The sequence below is a fragment of the Sulfurimonas autotrophica DSM 16294 genome, assembly GCF_000147355.1.
Classification (GTDB): Bacteria; Campylobacterota; Campylobacteria; order Campylobacterales; family Sulfurimonadaceae; genus Sulfurimonas; species Sulfurimonas autotrophica.
Map to the genome: position 1 here is coordinate 570,690 of NC_014506.1, position 21,101 is coordinate 591,790.

A 21,101-nucleotide genomic window follows, 5' to 3' on the forward strand; every position below is an offset into this window, starting at 1 on the left:
AATGCTGCAAACTTTTTTAGACAATAAACCACTTTATTATGACAAAATTGACTATGCTCGTATGCCTAGGATATATGAACGTATCAAAAGTGCATTGAAAATTCCAAAAATTATACATCTTGTCGGTACAAACGGCAAGGGAACGACAGGACGTTTTTTGGCATCTGCTTTGTATTCTTTGGGCTTTTCTGTCGGACATTACACTTCTCCGCATATTTTAGAGTTTAACGAGCGTATTTGGCTTGATGGAAAAAGTGTAAACGATACAGTTCTTAATGAGGCACATACAAAACTTTTATCACTTTTAACACCGCAAAAAGCAGAGACTTTGAGCTATTTTGAATATACAACACTGTTGGCAATATTTTTGTATCAGGAGTGTGATTATGTGGTACTAGAAGCCGGGCTTGGCGGTGAATATGATGCAACAGCCGTATTTGAAAATATTTTAACGCTTGTAACACCGATTGACTTTGACCATGAAGCTTTTTTGGGTTCAGAGATAGAATCTATTGCAACGACAAAACTCAATGCTGTAAGAACAAGAGCAATTTTAGCAAACCAGCCTCACGAAGAAGTAATTACAGTGGCCAAAAGAATTGCACAACAAAAAGACGTATTGATTGAAGAGTATGACAGTTTACTTAATGAACAAGATAGTATAAAAATTACAAAAATTGCACAAAACAACAATCTGCCTCATTATCTAAAAGAGAATTTGATGTTGAGTATTGCCGCTTTGAAGATTTTAGGCATTGATTATGACGTAGAGAATTTTGAGAACGCAAAATTATTTGGCAGGCTTTCACAACTAGGTACAAATATTCTTGTAGATGTTGGACACAATACTCTTGCTGCGAAGTCAATTTATGAAACTTTAAAAGAGAATAAATATATATTAGTTTATAATAGTTATAAAGATAAAAATTATAGCGAAATTATTCATATTTTAAAACCAATTATTTACCATGTAGAGATTATAGATGTAAAAGATGATAGAATAGAAGAGAGAAATAAATTAGTTCAGGCAATAGAAAATTTAAATATTACACATAAAAAGTTTGAAGGTATAGAGACGCATGAGAATTATCTTGTTTTCGGTTCTTTTAGTGTTGTAGAGACATTCTTAAAGGAGTATCGTGAATAATCATTTTACAGTAACTATTCATGATGACAACGGTGTGAAGCAGTTTAATGTTCATAAGTTTATAAAAAAAGCTTTTTTATATGCCGGACTGTTTTTATTAAGCATTGTTCTGATTGCTTCGGGAACGATTTTATATTTAAATGCCAGTGTTGATAAACTGCAGAGCAAAAAAAATGAAGTAGCACAAGCCTATGAGAAGATGCTGCGTCAAAACCAAGAATTACAAACCGATATGAATAATACGACGCATTCACTTTTGGCAAAAGAAAAAGAGCTCGATGAACTCTCCGACTCTTTATCTCAAATTGAGACACTTATAGGGCTTAAACCTATTGCGGACGAATCTTTAGCGGATAGAGTTAATATGACAATGCTCAACTCATCGCACAGAGCAACATTGCTTGAACTTATACCGAGTGGTTCCCCTGTGGAATATCGCGGCATAACCAGTAAGTTTGGTAACAGAATACATCCGACACTGCATAAAAAAGAGTTTCACCGGGGTACCGATATGAAAGCAAAACTCAATACTCCCGTATATGCAACGGCTGACGGCATTGTTGAGTGGGCAGGCATGCATAAGCGCAGTGGGTTTGGTAAACTTATCATACTTGAACATGTGTATGGTTTTAAGTCTTATTTTGGGCATTTAAACAAAATTGTGATAAAATCGGGTCAATTTGTAAAAAAAGGTGACTTGATTGCTTATACGGGCAATTCAGGGCTCAGTAATGGACCGCATCTGCATTATGAAATACGATTTATTCATCGTGCATTAAACCCATATTATTTTATAAAATGGACGCAGCAAAATTATGATGAAATATTTAAAAAGGAGAAAAAAGTACCATGGCAATCTTTAATAATGGCGACATCACTGCTAAAGGTGACAAAACGGACTCAAACACGGCAATTATCACAGCTGGAGCTAAAATCAAAGGCGAAGTAGAACTTTCTTGTAATTTATATATCGATGGAGAATTAGAGGGGTTTATTAAGTCTTCCAAAGAGGTAAATGTCGGTAAGAACGGGCATGTAAAAGGCGATATTACCACAAAACGACTGGTTGTGCAGGGTTTAGTAGAAGGCAGTGTACATGCGGACAGAGTTGAGATAAAAGCTGCCGGACATGTAAATGGCGAAATAACTTCTGTTGAACTTGTAATAGAGTCTAAAGGTATTTTTGAAGGTAACTCAATTATTAAAGATACTACTGCGTCTATGTCAAAAATTGAAACAGGAAATTAATGTCTCAGGCAATTTTATTTAATCATTTTAGTAAGAATGAAACAAAAGAAGAAGTTGAACTTTTACTATGTGAAGATGCAAAAGAAGCATATGAACTTGAAAATGTAGCGAAATTTTTTCAGCATGATGTTATTGTCTTTCCCGATTTTAGACCAAGTTACGGTGATGATTTGCGTTCATACAAAGAGGAGTTGCATGAACTTTTTTTTGCACTGAGAACATATCACTCTGCTCAGAAAAAACCGCTTATTATCTCTCCTTTAAAAACACTGCTCTTTCATCTGCCCAAAAAAGAGCTTTTAGGCACAACAACTCTAGAATTCGGTGCCGAGATCAATTTAAAAGAGTTTAAGCAACTGATGATTCACTGGGGTTATACTTTTGTGGATATGGTGCAGGTTGAGGGGGAAATATCTCATCGTGGAGATATCATAGATATTTTTGTCCCTTCATCAAATAATCCAATAAGAATTTCACTTTTTGATAATGAAGTAGAACAGATTAAAGAATTTGAACTCGAATCACAAAGAACACTCGGGGATGATTTAGAAGCGCTAGAAATCCGTAGTGCTTTTTACTCTTTGAATGAAAGTGCCTATAATGAACTTAATCAAAAAATACAAAATAGTGAATTTGACGCATTGAACAAAGATGTGGCTTCTTTAGGCTTTTGGCATCTTGATGATATGGCAGAGAATTTTTTAGAGAATAAAAATGTCAAGCTTGTCAGAAATCTGGACAACCTGCTTAAAGATGCTTACGGCATTAATAATCCCCGTCTTCCAAGAGATGCCTTTGACTTGGATGTTTTAGAAGAAAATGATGAGGTAAAAGAGCTTGTCGTAGCCAATGTCGCACAGCTTTTAAAAGTGCATCAAGACAAAAAAGTGACGCTTATCGCGGCGAATAATGCTACTGTCAAACAAGCCGGTATTTATGATACGACTAATATGACAATTATACAAGCTCCGTATATATTAAATATTCTTACGCCTGACGAACTTGTGGTATCGCTCAATAAAGCAGATAAAAAACGACGTCGAAGAAAAACTTCGATTCTTTTGGATGATTTAAAAGCCGGTGATTATGTTGTGCATGAAGATTACGGTGTGGGAATCTTTGAAAAGATAGAGCAGACTGAAATTTTAGGCGGCATAAAAGATTTCATCGTCATTAAATATGTAGGTGATGACAAAATACTGTTGCCTGTGGAAAATTTGGACTTTATTGACCGTTATATTGCCGGAGGCGGTGCAACACCTGTCCTTGACAGACTCGGAAAAGGCAGCTTCGGTAAGCTCAAAGCGAAAGTGCGAAAAAGACTGCTTGAAATTGCAGGTCAGATAGTAAATACCGCAGCAGCAAGGGCTCTCATTAAAGCACCAAAAATTTCTTTGGGTAAAAAAGAGTTGCAGGAGTTTCAAGCACTTTCGGGTTTTGAATATACAGAAGACCAAACGCAGGCGGTCAATGAAATTTTGAACCAAATGAGTTCAGGTCATATTATGGACAGACTCCTCAGCGGAGATGTCGGTTTTGGAAAGACAGAAATTGCACTCAACACAATTTATGCAGCATGTCAGTCAGGCTATCAGTCGGCATTTATTGTTCCTACAACACTACTTTCAGCGCAGCACTGGCGCTCTTTGGATGAGCGGTTTAAAGACTTGGGCATACGTTATGCAAAAATGGACAGATTTGTAAGTACCAAAGATAAAAATGCGATTATAAAAGGTTTGGCAAGCGGTGAAATAGACTGTGTTGTAGGAACACACACACTCTTTGGACTTGAATTTAAAAAGCTCGGCGTGGTAATTATAGATGAAGAACATAAGTTTGGGGTCAAACAAAAAGAGAAAATAAAAGAGCTGTATCATAATGTGCATCTGCTCTCTATGAGTGCAACGCCGATTCCGCGTTCACTTAATCAGGCACTGAGCTCCATAAAAACTATGAGTCAGCTTTTAACACCTCCAAGCGAACGTCAAGGTGTGAGAACTTTTGTAAAAGAGTATGATGAAAAGCTGATAAAAGAGGTCATACTGCGAGAACTACGCCGCGGCGGGCAGGTTTTTTATGTGCATAATTCGATTGATCATATGCCTATAAAACTGGATGAGCTTCAAGCACTCTTGCCGGATTTAAGAATGCTTATGTTGCATTCAAAAATATCAGCTGTAGAGACTGAAAAAGAACTGTTAAAATTTGAAGCGGGCGAGTATGATTTAATGATAGCCACTTCCATTATTGAGAGCGGGATTCATATGCCTCGCGTCAATACCATCATTGTAGACGGTGCGGACAGATTCGGTATAGCTGATCTGCATCAGCTTCGAGGGCGTGTCGGTCGTGGACACAGTGAAGGTTTTGCTTATTTCATCGTACAAAACAAAGAAAACCTCACAGATGAGGCAAAAAAACGACTTTTGGCATTGGAATCAAACTCATTTTTGGGCTCAGGGTCTGTGCTTGCACATCATGATTTGGAAATTCGTGGCGGAGGGAATCTTGTCGGCGATGCACAAAGCGGACATATTAAAAATATAGGCTACTCTTTGTATCTGCGAATGCTTGAAGATGCCATAAAAGAGCTGAGCAATACGGTAGAGGGAGAGCGGGCAAAAGTAGATGTTAAACTTACTATCTCTGCTTTTATCAGTGATGAAATTGTCAAAGAAGACAGACTGCGTTTAGATATTTATAGAAGACTCTCACAGTGTGAAAATGCTGTAGAAATTTATGAAATTGAAGAAGAAGTAATTGACCGTTTCGGCGAGCTGGATGTTCCTACAAAACAGTTTTTTGAACTTATGGTTATTAAGCTTTTGTCACTAGAGAAAAAAATCAAAACCATAGCAAACTATGGACAAAATATTACATTCACCTATTTAAATGATTCTAAAGAGACTATAAAGTCAGATTCAAGAGATGATGATGATATTATTAAAGCAACGCTTTATTATTTAAGAAATAACAAACCAAAAGTTCTCTAGTTGGTCTATCTCACTCTTTTTTTAAGTTCTTTTGCTGCTGCAACTTTTTTGCCGGTGGTGAGTGAAGCAGTCCTGGCCTATGATATCACAGCCGGTTACAACATTTACGCTCTGCTAGGCGCTGCAACAATCGGAAATACGCTTGGTTCATGCGTAAACTACTTTTTGGGTAGAAAAGGGCTTGATTATTTAGAGCGTAAAAAGTATGTAAAAATGACATCTTTTAAAAAAGCCGAAACAATGTTTGATCGTTATGGGGCTGTTGTCCTTTTGCTTTCATGGGCTCCGGTGATTGGAGACCCTATTACTTTTGTAGCAGGTGTCTTACATTATGATTTTAAAAGATTTTTTCTGCTTGTTCTTTTTGCTAAAGGCATTCGTTATATTGCTTTTGCACTCTTTTTTATCTAAAACAGAGCCTGTTTTTTAACTTCTTTAGCAAAAGCTTTAAAGATACGATGCGTACTCCAATGATAAGGCATGAACTCTGGATGCCACTGCAACCCTAAAGTGAAATTTTCTTCTGTTGATTCTATTGCCTGAATCAAAGCGTTTGTATCTCTGGCAGAGACTCTAAGTCCTTTGCCTATTTTTTTAAGTGTTTGGTGATGCAGAGCATTGGCTTTGAGTCTGTCGGTTTTGAGAATTTTATGCAGACGACTTTTTGGCTCGATGGTTAGTATGTTTGAAGGAAATACTGAATGGGGATGTTGAAAATTCAAATCCATTTCAGGAATATGTGGATGCAGTGTTCCTCCCATAAAGAGATTGATAAGCTGCATGCCTCTGCATATTCCCATAACGGGGATGGCTTCTTGTTGTGCACGTTCAAGTAAAAACAATTCCATAGCATCACGTTGTGTATCGGTTTTTATAGTGCTGAAATGTTTGTGTGTATGAAAGGTTCGAGGATCTATGTCGATGCCTCCTGTAATGAGGAGTCCGTCCATTTGGATTTTTTTGTCCCATTGACTAGGCTGAAAAAACTGTGCATGAACACCGTAAAGACGCAGTAGTCCTTGGCTCATTATCCATGCACTGTGACTTCCCCTTGCAGAACCGGTTATGATCACATTTGTTTTTCTAGCCATTGCTTTACCCTTTGGATCCACGCATCTTTTTCTAAAAAAGCAAGCGGTTCTGCTAGATATTGTGTGTACTCTTTGCTCAGCTTTTTGAGTGTTTCTTTATTATGTGCGAGCTTTTCAACCATTACCCAACTATTCCAGGCATGATATGTATGCCACTGCTTTTCATCAACTTTTGAGTTTGGAAGTCTATAATGGTAAGTTGGACGAGCCGATATTTTTTCTTGGGGCAGTGCACTGTACACTTGATTAGGATTTATCCATGCAAGTAGAGGAAGCAGGTCAAGCGCACGGTTCCGCGTAGGATTATAGATGAGATAATCTTTGATGAAAGTATTCATATCGGGTGTATAAGAAGCATCCAATATTTTTTCTATATACTTATTTTCAAAAGGCTTGATATAGGGACTGATACGGCGTAAAATATCAGGTTGAAGCCACAAAAGAAGATAATCATAGAGTATAAAAAATGCTCTGAGAGTGTCAATAATTTCTTCCACTTCAAGAGAGTACACTTGTGGATTTATATGAAAACCAAAGGCATAAAAGGGATTGGCAGCAGTTCCCATTGCTCCATGCACACGAAAATGCTCTTTTAGATTTTCTATCAATTCCAATGTGTCTAGTGGCAGCGGTGGTGTTGATATCTCATAAGGAACAATAGTTTGTGAAAGTGTGGCAACAAACTCTTCAAGAGCTAGTGCAATTTCTGTCTCTATTATTTGGTCAAGTCCAACATTATGAAGCCATTTTTGTAGACCTTGAGAGATGAGAAATTGAAAATCAAGCACCAGATTAAAGTCTCCATAGGGTGTGTCTTTGATTTTGTAGTGATAGGGATTTATCTGTTCAATCTTTGCTGGTCCCACAATTTCAACAATCAAATCAGCGCTTTTTTGCAATTCAATTCCGCTATATTCGAGCTCAAAGCCAACTTTTCGAAGTTCATTTGAGGAGTTTGTAAGTACAGGCGGCTGTATAAAATGATTCATAGCTGTATTATACTATTTTTTCACTGTTTTTTTTAAAGAAAACTAGGTGAAAGATTTAGCTATAATTCTAATACCAATCCCCACTTTATGGGGATTGGTATTAAAATAAACGAAAAGAATTATAAATTGAAAATAGCATTTATCGGCGATATACTAGGTCAACCCGGACGCATTATGTTGCGTGATTATCTCAAAAAAATAAAAGAAGAAGAAAAAATAGATTTTGTAATTGCAAATTATGAAAATGCTTCGCATGGCTTTGGACTTACACTGAAAAATGCGAATGAACTCTTCTCTTATGGCATTGATGTTATGAGTGGAGGCAATCACACTTGGGATAAAAAAGACATTATTCCTCTTTTAGATACGCATGAACTTTTGCGTCCGCATAACTACCCTGATGATGTACCCGGAAATGGCTTGCGTGTATATGATATTAAAGGTGAACAACTTGCAGTACTTAACTTAATGGGCCACTATGCAATGCCCTATACAGATAATGCATTTCGTTGTGCAAAAAATACGGTGCAGGAGTTACATGGTAAGGGTATAAAAAATATTTTTATTGATTTTCATGCAGAAGCAACAAGTGAAAAGCGTGCATTGATGATGATGCTCCAAGGTGAGGTGAGTGGTATTGTCGGCACACATACACATGTAGGAACTGATGATTTTCAAATTGTAAACGGCACGGCCTATATGAGTGATATCGGACTTACAGGATGTCGTGACAATGTAATAGGAATGGATAAAGAAGTACCAATAAAACAATTTTTGACAGGTTTAAAAGGGCATTTTGACATTCCTAAAAAATGTAAAAAAATTCTGCAGATGGCTGTAATGCAAATAAATGACGGCAGATGCAACGAGGCTTATAAGTTAAAAATATTTGATGATAACAGAGTGATTAAAACTGAGGCGTGGCTCGATTAGATTTAAGCAGCGGTTACTTTGTAGTAATTGTCGTTTGCTATATAAGTATTGATAAATTTTTGCTTTAAAACACTGTTTTGCTGTATATTTTTAGGCTGTTTTACTTCTTGTGCTAAAGCTATTTTAGGCTTTTGCAATAAAGGAAAAAGTTTGGAGTTTTCACTATAGGCATTTTGTGCACTGGTGATTTTATTTATTTTTTCAAATTTTATTTTTGAGTAGTCTTTATTGAGTTCGTTTTGTTGTTGCAATAACTGTTGATTATTTAATGATTTATAGCTTGAAATATAATTTAGCGGTATTTTTGCAGAAGAAGAAACAACTTTTTCAAGTTCTGTTGAAAATAATTTTTTCTCAGATGAAGAACTTTTCTCATTCTCTCTTTGCGTACTTTCTTCTATCTTCGTTGAAGGTTTGTGTGCTATGTATGTATTGTACGATGAAACAAACATTTTATTCTCCAGCTTTTATTAATGTATTATAGCACATCATCTTTTAACTCTGTTATAATTATAAAAAATATTTAAGGCATAGTAATGAGTGCAAATATAGTTGTAGTAGAAGATGAAGAAGATTTACTCGAACTTTTAGAGTACACCTTGCAAAAAGAGGGCTTTGAAACAATAGGGTTTTTAAATACAAAAACAGTTGTTCAGATTTTAGATGAAGAAGAGATAGATTTGCTCATAATGGACAGAAACCTTCCAGGTGTTGAAGGGAGTGAATTTGTCGCTAAACTGCGTGATGACGGGCTTGATATACCTGTTATATTTTTAAGTGCTAGAGACAGTGATGAAGATATTCAAAGTGGATTTTTACGAGGCGGTGATGACTATATTACAAAGCCTTTTAACATGAAAGAGTTAGTGCTTCGCATTCGTTCTGTGCTTAAGAGAACCTCCAAAAAACATCACGATGGAAAGTTGCTTTTTAGAGATTTACTACTTGACAAAAGTAGCAGAACATTAAGTGTTGATAGTAAGACTGTTGAGGTTACAAAACTTGAATTTGACCTTTTAAGTGAGTTTATTTTGAATAAAAACAGTGTATTAGATAGAGATTATTTGCTTGAAAACGTGTGGGGAGACAGTGAAAACTACCAGTATAGGACAGTTAATGTGGCAATAAACAGACTAAAAGAGAAGATAGATCCGGATAAATCAAAAGATTATATACAAACAGTTCGCGGTGTAGGCTATAAAATATGTTAAAACTGAAAAAAGATATTTTTTTAACTTTTTTAGGTACATTTGTTGGCAGTTTTTTTGTACTCTATTTAGTTGCTTATGTTTTATTAAAACGTTTTTTTATAGAGAATGTCGATGGTGCACTTATGGATAGATTCAATGCATTGTGGCTTGATATCGGGTCTGCGTTTATTATTGTCTTTACAATAAGTTATTTTTTTATAAGAAGATTACAAAAAAGAATTTCTCAAGATACATCTAAAATTCAAGATTACCTTGAAGCAATAGATGCAAAAAATTATGATGCAGTGCTGAAAATAAACTATTATACAGAATATTTACATATAGCAGTACTTTTGAAAAATCTTGTTAAAAGACTGAAAAACAAGGATAAAAAAAGAGATTAAGATTGTTTAAATAATTTTTTATTATAATTTGTGTCATATGATAAATAAGAAATGGAAAAGATGATGCTGAAAAAACTTTTTAACAAACAGGTGAAAAAACTGCAAGACTGTAAGCAGGAAAAAGAGATTTTAACAAAAGTAGCGAAGATGGATATCTATGATATGCACAACTATCTCAAAGATGGTAATACATGCGAGATAGGGATTGATGCAATTATTAAAAAAATACTTCAAAAAGATACGAAAGAAAATAGAAGATTTGTAGAGATTTATGATGCAAAATATAAAGTAGGTAAATGTTTTGATCTTATACTCAATATATTAGAATACAATAATATAACAAAAAAAACTCTTTCATTAATAGATGATTTTTTATTTTTATATTCTGATCTTATCAGAGAATATGATGAAAAATATGAAGACAAATATCAGGAAAAATTAAAAAATGCACTCTTTTTTAGACGTAAAGATTTTGAATAGGATCTAGTATTATAGCAAATTGACATATTTTTTAGCTTCTTAATTTATCTTAGTTATATTTTTACTTTCAGGAGTAAGAATGAGAGATTTTCGAACGATTATAGAAGTTTTAAAAGAACATATTGCCGATGGTACAAAAGCCAAAGTGTATGATAAAGACGTGGCAAATTTACTGCATATCTCACAATCAAAATTCGCAACTATTAAAAAAAGAAATTCTACGCCTTTTGTTGAGATATTAGAGTATTGTCATCAAAAAGGTTTGTGCTGCAGTGAAATATTTTTTGATTAGATTTTTGACTGTACGGTTACCTTTTTTGCTTCAAACATCTCTATAGCTTTTTGTATCATAGGCTCTTTTGTTATATCTGTACCATCTGTTTCATCTTGTATAGATGACTCGTTGCAGTTTGTGACACAACTTGCAGTCCCTCCGGCTTCAATGTCACCTACAGTAGAACCACTTTGTATCTCGGGTTGTTGTTTTTTCTCAACTGGCTCGTTTTTTTGCTCTTGTGTACAGGCTATGCCTTTTATCTTTGTTTGGAAACTAAATGTTTCACGTACAAGTTGCTTAATGACTGAATATCCGTGTTTGAGCACTTTTTTACACTCTTCATTCGCACAACTCTCCCATGTAAGCGTGTTGTTTTCATAGGAAACAAAGCGAATATTTTTTGTAAAACACTCACCAAGTTCATAATTTCTATCTTTTATTTTGGCTATAAGTTCGTTGAAAGTTACAAGATACTGGTTGGGAGGAGTAATTTCTTCTTGAACTTTTTCTTGCAGAGGTGTTTCATTTGCAATTTTACCATTCATCTCCGGCGTAGTTTCTTGAACTTTTATTTTTATAGGAGAAGGTTTCTCTTCTTTTTTTTCTTCTTGAGGTACAATTATGTCCGGACGTTTGACATCTTTTTCAAAAGATTCTATCATTTGGTTGATTTCACGTATTTTAAGCGCTTCTATCATCTTGAAAAATATCATTGAAAGCACAAATGAGCCGTCAGCGTTAATGCTAAAAAGATATTTGGATTCACTGAGAATTCTAAAAAATCTTTCAAGTACTAGGGTAGAAAAAAGAGCATCTTGATTATACATTTTATCTTTGAGATAGGCAATGAGTTCATCTACAACCATTTCACTTTCATAATCTTCCAGAGTTTTTGTATATTCCACAAGCCGTGCATAGTCTTTTGCAAAAACAGCATCAAAAAGTTCACTGATAAATTTAGGATCAACCAATCCAAGCATATCTGTAACTGTTGCAACATTTACATAATTTTTGGAGTAAATGATAGCCTGGTCAAGCAGGGTAAGTGTATCGCGTAGACTGCCGCTTCCGCTTCTTGCAAGAATTTCAAGCGCATCATTTTCATATTCTATGCCTTCTAGCTGAAGTATATGTGCAAGATGGTCTACTATTTTATTTGTCGCAATACTTTTAAATCGAAAGTGCTGTGTTCGGCTTAAAATAGTTGCAGGAAGTTTGAGAGGATCAGTCGTTGCAAGTACAAACTTGACATATTCAGGCGGTTCTTCAAGCGTTTTAAGCAGAGCATTAAAAGCCTCTTTTGTGAGCATATGCACTTCATCTATAATGAAGATTTTATATCTTGCTATGGCAGGTTTGTACTTTGTCTGCTCGATAAGGTCACGTATATCATCAATTTTACGGCTGCTTGCTCCATCCATCTCTATGATGTCCATATGACGGTTTTCTTTTGCCATTACACAGTTTGAACATTTGTCACAAGGCTGGTGACTCATTCCCTCTTCACAAATAAGCGCTTTTGCAAAGATACGAGCTGTTGAAGTCTTTCCGCTTCCTCGAAGCCCTGAAAAAAGGTATGCATGAGAGAGTCTGTTTGAATCAAGCGCAAGTGAGAGAGTTTGGGCAATCGTCTCTTGACCAATGAGTTCATCAAAGTTTGACGGACGATACTTTCTTGCTAAAACTTCATGCGCTTCTTTCAAATTCATACTCCATAATTAATTACATATATTTTAGCAAATATAGGGTTAAAAGATGATTTAATGAAACCATTTCTCTTAGTAAATCAGCGGCACAAATACAAATCCTGCATATTCTTCTTTTTGCACTTTCGTATCTGAAAGTTTTTTAAACTTAAAAATAGAGTTCACTACAGGTATAACCAGTGTTGCACCGATTTTAAGTTGTTCAAAAAGCTCAACAGGGATCTCGGGTGCACTGGCAGAGACTAGAATTTTATCAAATTGCTCCCCCGGCTTTCCGAGTTTATCACCTGCTTTTTCGATATGACAATGTTTAAATTCAAACTGTGAAAGCTTCTTTTTTCCTGCTTCTACAAGTGTATCGACCCGGTCCATTCCTATTACGTTGCCGGTTTCTGTGACGATTGCACATAATAAGGCTGTAGTCCAAGCTGAACCTGAACCGATATCGAGTATAGAGTCGCCTTCTTGGGGTGCAAGCAGCTCAAGCATAAAGGCTACTGTTGATGGCTGTGAGATAGTTTGACCCTTTCCAATCGGTAAGGGGGCATCTACATAGATTTCCTCTTCAAAACCTTCAGGCACAAAATATTTTCTGTCAATTTTTTCAAAAGCTTCCATGATGTGTGGTGTTTTTAATACCCCTGAATTTTGCATACTTTGAATAAGTTCTTTATTTGTTTTCATGTTTTTTCCTTTTATACTAATGGTTTTACGGCTATGTCTAAAAACCCCTGAGGTTCCAGACTTGTTGCAAGCATAACACTGTTAATATCAATATGCTCAGTCCAAGTAGAAACCTTTTGATGTTCTTCAAGCAGCCAAAAATTCTCAATCTCTTTTGCCAAAGGCAGATATTTATAGAGTTGTGCGAGAATTTCTTTGAGTGCTTCTTTTTGTTTGAATGTATCAGGATGATTACTTAGAAGAGATACTGTTTGCTCTATGGCGTGTATTCCGATAGACAAGCCGAGCTCTCTAAAGGCAAGACGATACTGCGGGGGATAATTGAGTGTTTGTGTGTGAAGAAAATCTTGTAATCCGCTTTGCGCAGCATCCAGCAGCGACAAAAGAAGCCCTTCAAGCGGCAGTTTGTAAAAAATTATGAGTTGTGAGACTTTTCCTGCATCACTCATAATCCCGCCTATGCCTAAAGAGTCGGCTGTCTCTAGCGGCATCATTGTATACATTTTAGAGGCTTCTTCAATCTCTGTGAATAGATCTGCATCCTCTCCGAGTGCAGATGCCGTCGCCGTAAGTTGGAGATATGTTAGATATGCATCAAGAGCATCATGCTGTCCCATGGAAGTGACCAAAGGACGGGAAAGATCCGTGCTCATTTTCCAATACATTCGCTTGGATCCGTCGGACATCTTGTATGTAAAAGCTTTGTGTGCAGTTTTGGCAAGTTCAACTGCCCAACGGATGTACTTGACATCTTTTGTTACATTGGCAGTCTGACTTAATGCATGCATCCATTTCGTCAGATAATGAAAATATTGTCCGTCTCTATCCCACTCTTGTTTTTCATCATAAGCTTCATTTGGAGCACGTTCTCTCAGCGGTTTGCCGATACGCAAACCTCCAATGGTCGGATGTTCTTTGCTTCTTCTATCATCCATGCCACTGATGTAACCTTTGCGAGAATCTTGAGGATGGTATCTGCCAAGAACTGAATGAACCATATCTATAAGTAATAGCGCCATCTTTTTGTAGTGTTGATTATTTGTTTGACGGTATAATTGCAGAAAATTACAAACTGCAAAAGCATCCGTCCATAAATAACGCTTGGAGGGTTTATTGAGATCTGTTAAGCCCGTTTGATGAGCAAATTCATTCATAAGAGATTCTGAAGTTATATTATTGTTTTTCATGGTTTTTAGTAATTATACCAATTTTTGTCAAATAATCAAATGCTTAATTTATCTATAATAAAGTATTCTTTACATATGATAATAAAAAGCATTTAAAAAGGAAAAATTATGAAATTAGACAATACGGTTATAATCGTAGCAGACGTAGGGGAATTAAAAGCGTATGAGGTAAAAAAACATGAAGATATTTTCAATAATGAACTAAAAATTAATTATTCTTTGGAATTGATTGATGATGAAAATTTTATTGAGGGCAGAAAAAAACTACAAGAGCTTAAAAGTGATGCTAACGGAAGAATTAACCACGGGAGTATAGAGGAACATAATGTTGAAGAAGAAATTGAAAAAAGAACACTTAAAGAGGTGGCGCAAGATATCAATACAATCGTGCAACAGACAAATCCAAAATCTCTTTTCTTGGCATTTCCAAAAGAGTCAAATAAAGAATTGGTAGAGAAACTAAGCCAAGAAACAAAGGCTGTTTTGAAAAAGAATTTGGAACTGGACTTGGTAAAAGCAGACAAAGAAAAGATACTCACACATTTTCTTTAATGACACCCAAGCGCAGCAAGAAAGAAACTTTTAGCATATATAGAGTTAAATAAGTATATAATCTGATAAAAATATAAAATGGTTCCAATGAAAAAGTTTCAAGAGTTGCGCAAAAAATCAAATACATTTATATATAAAAGCTATGAAATTATAGACAATGAAGAGAAAGTTATTCTGAAATTTCATTATCAGCTGGATGAAGAGGGTGAAATTACCGACTTTTTTCATCAGCTTTCACTCGATAAAAATGAAAAAATTTCTACTGATTTTGCCATGGAAAATATTGTTTTTCATATCGGTATGGCAGAAGCGATAAGCTATTATAAAATTGCCGTGCCAAAAGAGTTTGTCATAGAATGCGGCACTTTGAATGAAGCACAAAAATTGTGGTTTGCAAAGCTTTATTTTAACGGTTTGGGAGAGTTTATTTATCTGAACTCTATTGATGTAAAACAAGATGAACTGGTACATTTTACCTCTACATGTAACGATAAAACATTTGATAAAATATCTTTAAAAACGCAGGAAAATATCATCATCCCGATTGGCGGAGGAAAAGATTCACTTGTAAGTTATGAGCTTTTAAAAGATGAATTTCCTGATGCTTTTATGTTCTCAATGAACCCGATAGTTGCTTCAGAGGATATACTCAAAAAACACCCAGAGCACGCTATAGAGTTAAAAAGAGAACTTGATTTGAAAAAGATTTTAGACTTTAATGAACGCGGCTATTTAAACGGGCATATTCCTTTCTCTTCTATTGTCGGGTTTATTTCTATATGGTTGGGGTTGTTGTATAAAACAAAGTATATTGTTCTTTCAAACGAATCAAGTGCTAATGAAGAAAACATTATTTATAACGGACAAAGAATCAATCATCAATACTCAAAATCCATAGAGTTTGAAAATGATTTTCGAGAGTACATCAGCAGTTTTATAACAGATGATGTGGAGTATTTCAGTTTTTTACGTCCTTTGGATGAAATACATATTGCCCAGCTTTTTGCAACATTTGCAAAAGAGTACTTTTTTACATTTCGAAGTTGTAATGTCGGGAGCAAACGTAATGAATGGTGCGGTAAATGCCCAAAATGCCTTTTTACCTACATTATGCTGTGTAACTATATCGACGATGCAATACTGCAAAAAATATTTGGCAAAGATATACTCGATGATGCCCAACTACAAGAACTTTTTGACGGACTCTCACAAAGTGATGCTCTGAAACCTTTTGAATGCGTCGGCACGTATGATGAGGTTAATTATGCCCTGAGTAAAAAATATCATTCTTATTCTCAACGAGAATTGCCATATCTTTTGAAAAATTACAAGCCAAAAGATACGCCATATGACTTACATGTAAACTATAACGGACAAAATAACCTGCCGAAAAAATTCAAAAAGATACTTAAAAGTAATGTTGAAAAACTTAATTTCTGACTTAGAACAGTATGCCAGCATAGGTATTTTCGGTTTTGGCATGGAGGGCAAATCATTTTATAATTTTGCACAAAAGTACCTGCCAAATACAGAGCTTGTCATTATAGATAAAAATCATCCTTCTTGTGATGAAAATTATTTGGACAAGCTGGATGAAGTAGAGTTGATTGTAAAATCACCCGGTATCTCTTTATATAATCTCGGCATTGATTACAAATCCTACAAATTTTCTTCTACAACAGAACTATTGCTCAAACATTTTAAAAATCAGATTATAGGAGTGACGGGAACAAAAGGGAAAAGCACCCTTGTCACACTCATTGACAGCTTGTTGAAAAATGCAGGTAAAAAGAGTGTTTTGTGCGGAAACATTGGTACGCCGGCTTTTGATATACTTGAGAATCTTGATGATGAGACAACAATTGTTATGGAACTGTCATCGCACCAGCTCTACCATGTAAACTACTCTGTGCATATTGCAATTTTGACAAACCTCTTTGAAGAGCATCTGGATTATTATAAAGATGTAGATGAATATTATAGTGCAAAATTTAATATCTTTTTGCACCAAAAGAAGAATGACATTTTTATTTACAATCTGCCGCAGAAATTGACACGAGGTTATAATGTACATGAAAATGAACTCAAGTACAATGTGGATTTTAACCTGCAAAACGGTTTTATACATAAATCTACTTTACAAATACTTGAAAAACTAAAAGAGATTTTAGCTCTTGATGATGCAGTTTATCTGCGAACAATACAAGAGTTCAAGACACTGCCACACAGGCTGGAATTTGTAAAAAATATCAAAGGTGTTTCTTATATAAATGATTCCATTTCTACTATTCCTCAAGCTACCATTGAGGCTGTGAAAATTTTAAAAAATGTAGACACACTTATACTTGGTGGTAATGACAGAGGAGTGCATTATGACGTGCTGATAGATTTCTTGCAAAAAAGTGATATTGACAATATTATACTGTTTTCAGACACAGGGAAAAAAATTTATGATGCATTACATGTAAAAGAGAAACAAAAAGGGCTGTTTATACAAAATAACTTGCAAGAGAGTGTAAAAAAAGCTTATAATATATCAAGAAGTATTGTGTTGTTCTCTCCGGCAGCATCTAGTTTTAATGAATATAAAAACTTTATAGAGCGTGGAGATGAATTTAAAAGTCTGGTGAACCAACTAAAAGGATAGATTATGCCGTTTATAGATGTAGATGAAGATAATTTTGATGCTGTTTTAGCAAGAGAATTTGAAAAAGAAAAGTTTGTTATTTTAAAGTTTGGGTCCCATTATTGTGATGCATGCCAGGTTATGGAGATGGAGCTAGAAGAACTTTGTGACAGACTAACAAATGTTTCGGTATTAAGCATAGACAGCGGGGTTTGTGAATATTTGTCACAACGTTTCTTTATTGAAGAAGTGCCGACAACTGTGATTTTTAAAGAGGCTGAGAAACAACTGTTTTACAGAACAGGTGTAACCCTTGCTGATGACATGATAGATGTTATTTTAAAAGAGTGTTAAGAGCAGCTAGTGAAATTCTAGCTGTTTGTGTTCATGCTCTCTAAAAATTCTGCATTCGTAGGTTTTTTCCCCATAGTGTTATAAATGAATTTAAGTGCTTCAACTTCATTGTCTTGTTTATGCAACATCTGGCGAAGAATAAATACTTTTTGAAGTACTTCAGGACCAATAAGAAGTTCATCTTTACGAGTTCCTGATTTTAAAATGTCAATAGCAGGGTATATACGTCTATCTGCAATTTTTCTATCAAGAACAACTTCCATATTACCAGTACCTTTGAACTCTTCAAAAATAACTTCATCCATACGGCTTCCAGTGTCAACCAAAGCAGTCGCAATAATTGTTAAACTGCCGCCGTTTTCAATGTTTCTTGCCGCCCCAAAGAAACGTTTTGGCTTATGCAGTGCATTGGCATCCACACCACCTGAGAGAACTTTTCCGCTTGAAGGTGTTACCGTATTGTAGGCACGCGCAAGACGAGTGATAGAATCAAGTAAAATAACAACATCACGACCAAGCTCCACTCTACGTTTTGCTTTTTCTATAACCATTTCGGCAACTTTTACATGGTTTTTTGCAGGCATATCAAAAGTAGAGCTATAAACCTCGCCTTTAACACTTCTTTCCATGTCAGTTACCTCTTCGGGACGCTCATCTACAAGCAAAACCATTAAATCAACTTCTGCATGATTTGTCGTTATCCCGTGAGCGATCTCTTTTAAAAGCTCTGTTTTACCAGATCTTGGCGGTGCAACAATCAAACCGCGCTGACCTTTACCAATAGGACAAAAAAGATCCATCATTCGTCCGGTAAGACCTTTTTCACGATATTCTAATTTGAGTTGTTCTGTCGGATAGAGCGGTGTTAAGTTTTCAAATAGAGGTCGTTTTTTACTCTCTTCCGGCGGAAGGGAGTTTACCGCTTCTATTTTTATAAGTGCATAGTAGCGTTCCTGGTCTTTTGGAGGGCGAACCTGACCTGTGACAACATCTCCGTTTCTTAGAGCAAAACGCTTGATTTGTGTGTTTGAAACGTAGGCATCATTGATACTTTCGTTAAAACTTTGATCAATTGAACGGATAAATCCGTAGCCGTCTTGCATAATCTCCAAGATACCGCTAAAAAGAATGTAGCCGCCTTGTGCAGTCTGGGCTTTTAAAATTTCAAAAATAACATCTTGACGTTTCAGCTCATTTGGCTGTTCAACTCCAAGTTTAGTAGCAATGTCAACAAGTTCACCAATACTTTTTGTGCGTAGTTCTTCAACGCTTGAGCCTTTTACCGGTGTATGTGTTCTTGATTTTGAATTATTGTTTCTGTTATTATTGTTTTTTGTATTTTTACGAGGTTGTGTAGAAGATGCATTTTCACTCATATGTATGACTGCCTTAACTGATTAGGATTGGGATTGTAGGAAAGATTAAAAAATACCTTGCGTATCTATCTTGTTAATGGAATTTTACAATAACTCTAGAGCTATTGTCAAGTTTTTATGTTTTTAGATTTACTATAGCGTCTACAACAGCCGAAATTTCTACTTTTGCTTCACTTAATGTTTTTTGTGTCCGCTCTGCGAGTTTTCGTACTTCATCGGCAACAACTGCAAAACCGCGTCCATGCTCACCCGCACGTGCTGCTTCTATGGCAGCATTTAAAGCCAGCAGATTTGTCTGTTCTGCTATGTCTGCTATGGTGTCAAGAACAGAGGAAATATCCTGACTTTGTGCCTGCAGGCTAGAGAGTTTTTCATCAAATTCAAAATTATCTTCTTCATGGGTAGATATATTTGATTTATAATCTGCACAATCTTCTTCAAGCTTGTTTTTTTCTTTGTGTATGGATTGTATCTTTTCTTGAAAATCTGTAATATTTTGCTTACATGTAAACTCTAAATCCTGGAGCTTTTCTTCTAAATTTTGTTTTTGTGAAATCAGAGTATTGTGTTTATTTTGTAAAGAATTATATTGTTCTTTTATCTCATCTAATTGTGTTTCATATTCATTTTTTAGTGAATTCAGTTGGCTTTGCAGCTGTTCATTGTCATGATTGAGTTCGTTAAATACTTCAGCGGTATTTTTATTTGAACGCTTTTTTTGAAAAAGAATATAGCCTATGCCTAAACCTATCATAAGAGCGAAAAGAGCACTGAATATGCTCAGTAGGTAAGAAGTTTGTTTTATCGTTTTTGTTTTATTAATAATCTTGTTTTTATAAATTATTTTATCTTTGTAAACAACTTTTTGTTTTTTTGTTTTTTTGTTTTGAGCTATAAGATTTTTTGCTTCTTCATTCATCTTCAAATAAAGCTCTTTTATTTGCCCAATGCTTTGAGGGCTTATTTCTGACTTATCAAGTGTTGCAAGCGCTGCAAGTGTTTTTTCTCTTATAGCATCAAGCGAATTTGCCTTCTCTTCATCAGTGGAAAGTGCGGAGGTGATTTTGTCATGTGTTGAAAGTACAAGGTAATAAATTGCGACCTTTTGTTCAGGGGTCAAGTTTTTAGAAATGGCATCTATTCCATAGTTAAGTTTTTCATAACTTTTTTCAAGCTCTGAAGCAAAAAGAGTAAAGCAAATTAGTAGGAGGGATATAAGTATTTTCATACAAAGCATTAAGCATAATCTGTTCCTAGGCGTAAAGTTCTTTGTTAAACTCATCAAACTCTTTGAGTGTTTTTTCCAGAAGTTTTTGTGCCTCTTTAAAAATATCTTGAGGTTCCTGGATTGCTTGGAGGGATTTGTCAAACATTTTTACTATGTTTGTTTTTATGTTGTTATTTGCTGCTTCACTGCGGTGCTCATTTGGTTTAAATATGCCGGCAATCTGCTTTGCAATTTTTGTAACGGGTGATTTTGGTGCATCTTCATCGAGCTCTTTTAAAAACTTATTTATAAAGGGTTGCGCTTTTTTCATAAAAGCTTCTATCTCTTTTTGATCCTGTGCATCAATCCCGTTTGAATTTATGGAAAAAGCAAATGACTGCATAGAAGAAAAACTCATAGAAGCTGAGCTTGCCTTGCCGTCTGTTTCGTAGTTGAGAGATGCAGATTGTTCGTTTGAAAAGTCCATTGTAATGACATCTCCGCTGGATGTTTTCATCGCAATATTTAAATCATGGGAACGATAGCTGTCCATTGCATATGATGTATTCATGCTCTTCTCTCTTTTTTACTTTTAATCTATATCGGTAATAATGAAAAATTATCAAATGTAAATGATGTTTTATATACAATATCGTT

General features: G+C 35.3%; 23 protein-coding genes. 14 read left to right on the top strand and 9 right to left on the bottom strand.

Annotation, left to right across the window (positions count from 1 at the left end):
* Position 1: 1 nt before the first annotated feature.
* The 5 genes from SAUT_RS02970 to SAUT_RS02990 are packed head-to-tail and all read left to right on the top strand — an operon-like array spanning position 2 to position 5,799.
* Positions 2–1,147, top strand: a complete 1,146-nt coding sequence (locus SAUT_RS02970) for a bifunctional folylpolyglutamate synthase/dihydrofolate synthase (RefSeq protein WP_013326395.1) — start codon at positions 2–4, stop codon at positions 1,145–1,147.
* Entirely contained in the window at positions 1,140–2,096 is a 957-nt protein-coding gene (locus SAUT_RS02975; RefSeq protein WP_013326396.1) for a peptidoglycan DD-metalloendopeptidase family protein, read from the top strand. The genes SAUT_RS02970 and SAUT_RS02975 overlap by 8 nt, the downstream gene beginning before the upstream one ends.
* Complete coding sequence (locus SAUT_RS02980; protein WP_041675123.1) at positions 1,997–2,395, top strand: bactofilin family protein; 399 nt, start codon at positions 1,997–1,999, stop codon at positions 2,393–2,395. The genes SAUT_RS02975 and SAUT_RS02980 overlap by 100 nt, the downstream gene beginning before the upstream one ends.
* Positions 2,395–5,388, top strand: coding sequence for a transcription-repair coupling factor (gene mfd, locus SAUT_RS02985; RefSeq protein ID WP_013326397.1), 2,994 nt, complete (start codon positions 2,395–2,397; stop codon positions 5,386–5,388). The genes SAUT_RS02980 and mfd overlap by 1 nt, the downstream gene beginning before the upstream one ends.
* Entirely contained in the window at positions 5,389–5,799 is a 411-nt protein-coding gene (locus SAUT_RS02990) for a YqaA family protein (protein ID WP_013326398.1), read from the top strand.
* Here SAUT_RS02990 and SAUT_RS02995 read toward each other — a convergent pair.
* Together SAUT_RS02995 and SAUT_RS03000 are read right to left on the bottom strand one after the other, a co-directional pair.
* Positions 5,796–6,479, bottom strand: coding sequence for a gamma-glutamyl-gamma-aminobutyrate hydrolase family protein (locus SAUT_RS02995; RefSeq protein ID WP_013326399.1), 684 nt, complete (start codon positions 6,477–6,479; stop codon positions 5,796–5,798). The genes SAUT_RS02990 and SAUT_RS02995 overlap by 4 nt on opposite strands.
* Positions 6,458–7,468 carry an amidoligase family protein gene (locus SAUT_RS03000; protein ID WP_013326400.1) on the bottom strand — a complete coding sequence of 337 codons (1,011 nt, stop codon included), beginning with the start codon at positions 7,466–7,468 and terminating at the stop codon, positions 6,458–6,460. Before SAUT_RS03000 ends, SAUT_RS02995 begins: the two co-directional genes overlap by 22 nt.
* A gap of 126 nt (positions 7,469–7,594) precedes the next feature.
* Between SAUT_RS03000 and SAUT_RS03005 the strand changes: the two genes are divergently transcribed.
* Positions 7,595–8,401 (top strand): TIGR00282 family metallophosphoesterase, encoded by an 807-nt coding sequence (locus SAUT_RS03005; protein WP_013326401.1) that lies wholly within the window; start codon positions 7,595–7,597, stop codon positions 8,399–8,401.
* A gap of 2 nt (positions 8,402–8,403) precedes the next feature.
* Here SAUT_RS03005 and SAUT_RS03010 read toward each other — a convergent pair whose 3' ends face one another.
* On the bottom strand, positions 8,404–8,853 hold the full coding sequence (locus SAUT_RS03010; RefSeq protein ID WP_013326402.1) for a hypothetical protein: 450 nt from the start codon (positions 8,851–8,853) through the stop codon (positions 8,404–8,406).
* An 84-nt stretch (positions 8,854–8,937) separates the two neighbouring features.
* Between SAUT_RS03010 and SAUT_RS03015 the strand changes: the two genes are divergently transcribed.
* The 4 genes from SAUT_RS03015 (at position 8,938) to SAUT_RS03030 (ending at position 10,767) form a co-directional block, all read left to right on the top strand.
* Positions 8,938–9,612: a response regulator transcription factor gene (locus tag SAUT_RS03015; RefSeq protein WP_013326403.1), complete on the top strand. Its 675-nt coding sequence runs from the start codon at positions 8,938–8,940 to the stop codon at positions 9,610–9,612.
* Positions 9,606–9,995, top strand: coding sequence for a hypothetical protein (locus SAUT_RS03020; RefSeq protein ID WP_013326404.1), 390 nt, complete (start codon positions 9,606–9,608; stop codon positions 9,993–9,995). Before SAUT_RS03015 ends, SAUT_RS03020 begins: the two co-directional genes overlap by 7 nt.
* A 51-nt stretch (positions 9,996–10,046) precedes the next feature.
* Entirely contained in the window at positions 10,047–10,475 is a 429-nt protein-coding gene (locus tag SAUT_RS03025) for a hypothetical protein (protein WP_169302248.1), read from the top strand.
* 79 nt (positions 10,476–10,554) lie between these two features.
* Positions 10,555–10,767, top strand: a complete 213-nt coding sequence (locus tag SAUT_RS03030) for a hypothetical protein (protein ID WP_013326406.1) — start codon at positions 10,555–10,557, stop codon at positions 10,765–10,767.
* On the opposite strand, the gene SAUT_RS03035 is transcribed toward SAUT_RS03030, so the two are convergent.
* The 3 genes from SAUT_RS03035 to SAUT_RS03045 form a co-directional block, all read right to left on the bottom strand.
* Positions 10,764–12,461 carry a DNA polymerase III subunit gamma/tau gene (locus SAUT_RS03035; protein ID WP_245534120.1) on the bottom strand — a complete coding sequence of 566 codons (1,698 nt, stop codon included), beginning with the start codon at positions 12,459–12,461 and terminating at the stop codon, positions 10,764–10,766. The two genes, SAUT_RS03030 and SAUT_RS03035, sit on opposite strands and share 4 nt — an antisense overlap.
* A gap of 69 nt (positions 12,462–12,530) precedes the next feature.
* Positions 12,531–13,142, bottom strand: coding sequence for a protein-L-isoaspartate O-methyltransferase family protein (locus tag SAUT_RS03040; protein WP_013326408.1), 612 nt, complete (start codon positions 13,140–13,142; stop codon positions 12,531–12,533).
* 11 nt (positions 13,143–13,153) lie between these two features.
* Positions 13,154–14,329: a hypothetical protein gene (locus SAUT_RS03045; protein WP_013326409.1), complete on the bottom strand. Its 1,176-nt coding sequence runs from the start codon at positions 14,327–14,329 to the stop codon at positions 13,154–13,156.
* A 108-nt stretch (positions 14,330–14,437) separates the two neighbouring features.
* Between SAUT_RS03045 and SAUT_RS03050 the strand changes: the two genes are divergently transcribed.
* The 4 genes from SAUT_RS03050 to SAUT_RS03065 all read left to right on the top strand — a co-directional run bounded on the left by SAUT_RS03050 (position 14,438) and on the right by SAUT_RS03065 (position 17,861).
* Complete coding sequence (locus SAUT_RS03050) at positions 14,438–14,881, top strand: host attachment protein (protein WP_013326410.1); 444 nt, start codon at positions 14,438–14,440, stop codon at positions 14,879–14,881.
* A gap of 87 nt (positions 14,882–14,968) precedes the next feature.
* Complete coding sequence (locus SAUT_RS03055) at positions 14,969–16,321, top strand: MurL-like N-terminal domain-containing (RefSeq protein ID WP_148218499.1); 1,353 nt, start codon at positions 14,969–14,971, stop codon at positions 16,319–16,321.
* The gene (locus SAUT_RS03060) at positions 16,299–17,528 is read left to right on the top strand and encodes a Mur ligase family protein (protein WP_013326412.1); all 1,230 of its coding nucleotides are present in this window, start codon (positions 16,299–16,301) and stop codon (positions 17,526–17,528) included. Before SAUT_RS03055 ends, SAUT_RS03060 begins: the two co-directional genes overlap by 23 nt.
* Positions 17,529–17,531: 3 nt before the next feature.
* Positions 17,532–17,861 carry a thioredoxin family protein gene (locus SAUT_RS03065; RefSeq protein WP_013326413.1) on the top strand — a complete coding sequence of 110 codons (330 nt, stop codon included), beginning with the start codon at positions 17,532–17,534 and terminating at the stop codon, positions 17,859–17,861.
* A 17-nt stretch (positions 17,862–17,878) separates the two neighbouring features.
* Here SAUT_RS03065 and rho read toward each other — a convergent pair whose 3' ends face one another.
* The 3 genes from rho to SAUT_RS03080 form a co-directional block, all read right to left on the bottom strand.
* Positions 17,879–19,237, bottom strand: coding sequence for a transcription termination factor Rho (rho, locus tag SAUT_RS03070; protein ID WP_013326414.1), 1,359 nt, complete (start codon positions 19,235–19,237; stop codon positions 17,879–17,881).
* A gap of 115 nt (positions 19,238–19,352) precedes the next feature.
* Positions 19,353–20,465: a methyl-accepting chemotaxis protein gene (locus SAUT_RS11550; RefSeq protein WP_041675126.1), complete on the bottom strand. Its 1,113-nt coding sequence runs from the start codon at positions 20,463–20,465 to the stop codon at positions 19,353–19,355.
* Between the two features lie 25 nt (positions 20,466–20,490).
* Positions 20,491–21,015, bottom strand: coding sequence for a hypothetical protein (locus SAUT_RS03080; RefSeq protein ID WP_013326416.1), 525 nt, complete (start codon positions 21,013–21,015; stop codon positions 20,491–20,493).
* Positions 21,016–21,101 lie beyond the last annotated feature (86 nt).

Excerpts from the sequence above, each read along its gene's own strand:
- SAUT_RS02970 (WP_013326395.1), top strand. The coding sequence starts at position 2 with ATGCTGCAAACTTTTTTAGACAATAAACCACTTTATTATGACAAAATT.
- SAUT_RS02980 (WP_041675123.1), top strand. The coding sequence starts at position 1,997 with ATGGCAATCTTTAATAATGGCGACATCACTGCTAAAGGTGACAAAACG.
- mfd (WP_013326397.1), top strand. The coding sequence starts at position 2,395 with ATGTCTCAGGCAATTTTATTTAATCATTTTAGTAAGAATGAAACAAAA.
- SAUT_RS02995 (WP_013326399.1), bottom strand. The coding sequence starts at position 6,479 with ATGGCTAGAAAAACAAATGTGATCATAACCGGTTCTGCAAGGGGAAGT.
- SAUT_RS03000 (WP_013326400.1), bottom strand. The coding sequence starts at position 7,468 with ATGAATCATTTTATACAGCCGCCTGTACTTACAAACTCCTCAAATGAA.
- SAUT_RS03010 (WP_013326402.1), bottom strand. The coding sequence starts at position 8,853 with ATGTTTGTTTCATCGTACAATACATACATAGCACACAAACCTTCAACG.
- SAUT_RS03015 (WP_013326403.1), top strand. The coding sequence starts at position 8,938 with ATGAGTGCAAATATAGTTGTAGTAGAAGATGAAGAAGATTTACTCGAA.
- SAUT_RS03020 (WP_013326404.1), top strand. The coding sequence starts at position 9,606 with ATGTTAAAACTGAAAAAAGATATTTTTTTAACTTTTTTAGGTACATTT.
- SAUT_RS03025 (WP_169302248.1), top strand. The coding sequence starts at position 10,047 with ATGGAAAAGATGATGCTGAAAAAACTTTTTAACAAACAGGTGAAAAAA.
- SAUT_RS03030 (WP_013326406.1), top strand. The coding sequence starts at position 10,555 with ATGAGAGATTTTCGAACGATTATAGAAGTTTTAAAAGAACATATTGCC.
- SAUT_RS03035 (WP_245534120.1), bottom strand. The coding sequence starts at position 12,461 with ATGAATTTGAAAGAAGCGCATGAAGTTTTAGCAAGAAAGTATCGTCCG.
- SAUT_RS03040 (WP_013326408.1), bottom strand. The coding sequence starts at position 13,142 with ATGAAAACAAATAAAGAACTTATTCAAAGTATGCAAAATTCAGGGGTA.
- SAUT_RS03045 (WP_013326409.1), bottom strand. The coding sequence starts at position 14,329 with ATGAAAAACAATAATATAACTTCAGAATCTCTTATGAATGAATTTGCT.
- SAUT_RS03050 (WP_013326410.1), top strand. The coding sequence starts at position 14,438 with ATGAAATTAGACAATACGGTTATAATCGTAGCAGACGTAGGGGAATTA.
- SAUT_RS03055 (WP_148218499.1), top strand. The coding sequence starts at position 14,969 with ATGAAAAAGTTTCAAGAGTTGCGCAAAAAATCAAATACATTTATATAT.
- SAUT_RS03060 (WP_013326412.1), top strand. The coding sequence starts at position 16,299 with ATGTTGAAAAACTTAATTTCTGACTTAGAACAGTATGCCAGCATAGGT.
- SAUT_RS03065 (WP_013326413.1), top strand. The coding sequence starts at position 17,532 with ATGCCGTTTATAGATGTAGATGAAGATAATTTTGATGCTGTTTTAGCA.
- rho (WP_013326414.1), bottom strand. The coding sequence starts at position 19,237 with ATGAGTGAAAATGCATCTTCTACACAACCTCGTAAAAATACAAAAAAC.
- SAUT_RS11550 (WP_041675126.1), bottom strand. The coding sequence starts at position 20,465 with ATGAAAATACTTATATCCCTCCTACTAATTTGCTTTACTCTTTTTGCT.
- SAUT_RS03080 (WP_013326416.1), bottom strand. The coding sequence starts at position 21,015 with ATGAATACATCATATGCAATGGACAGCTATCGTTCCCATGATTTAAAT.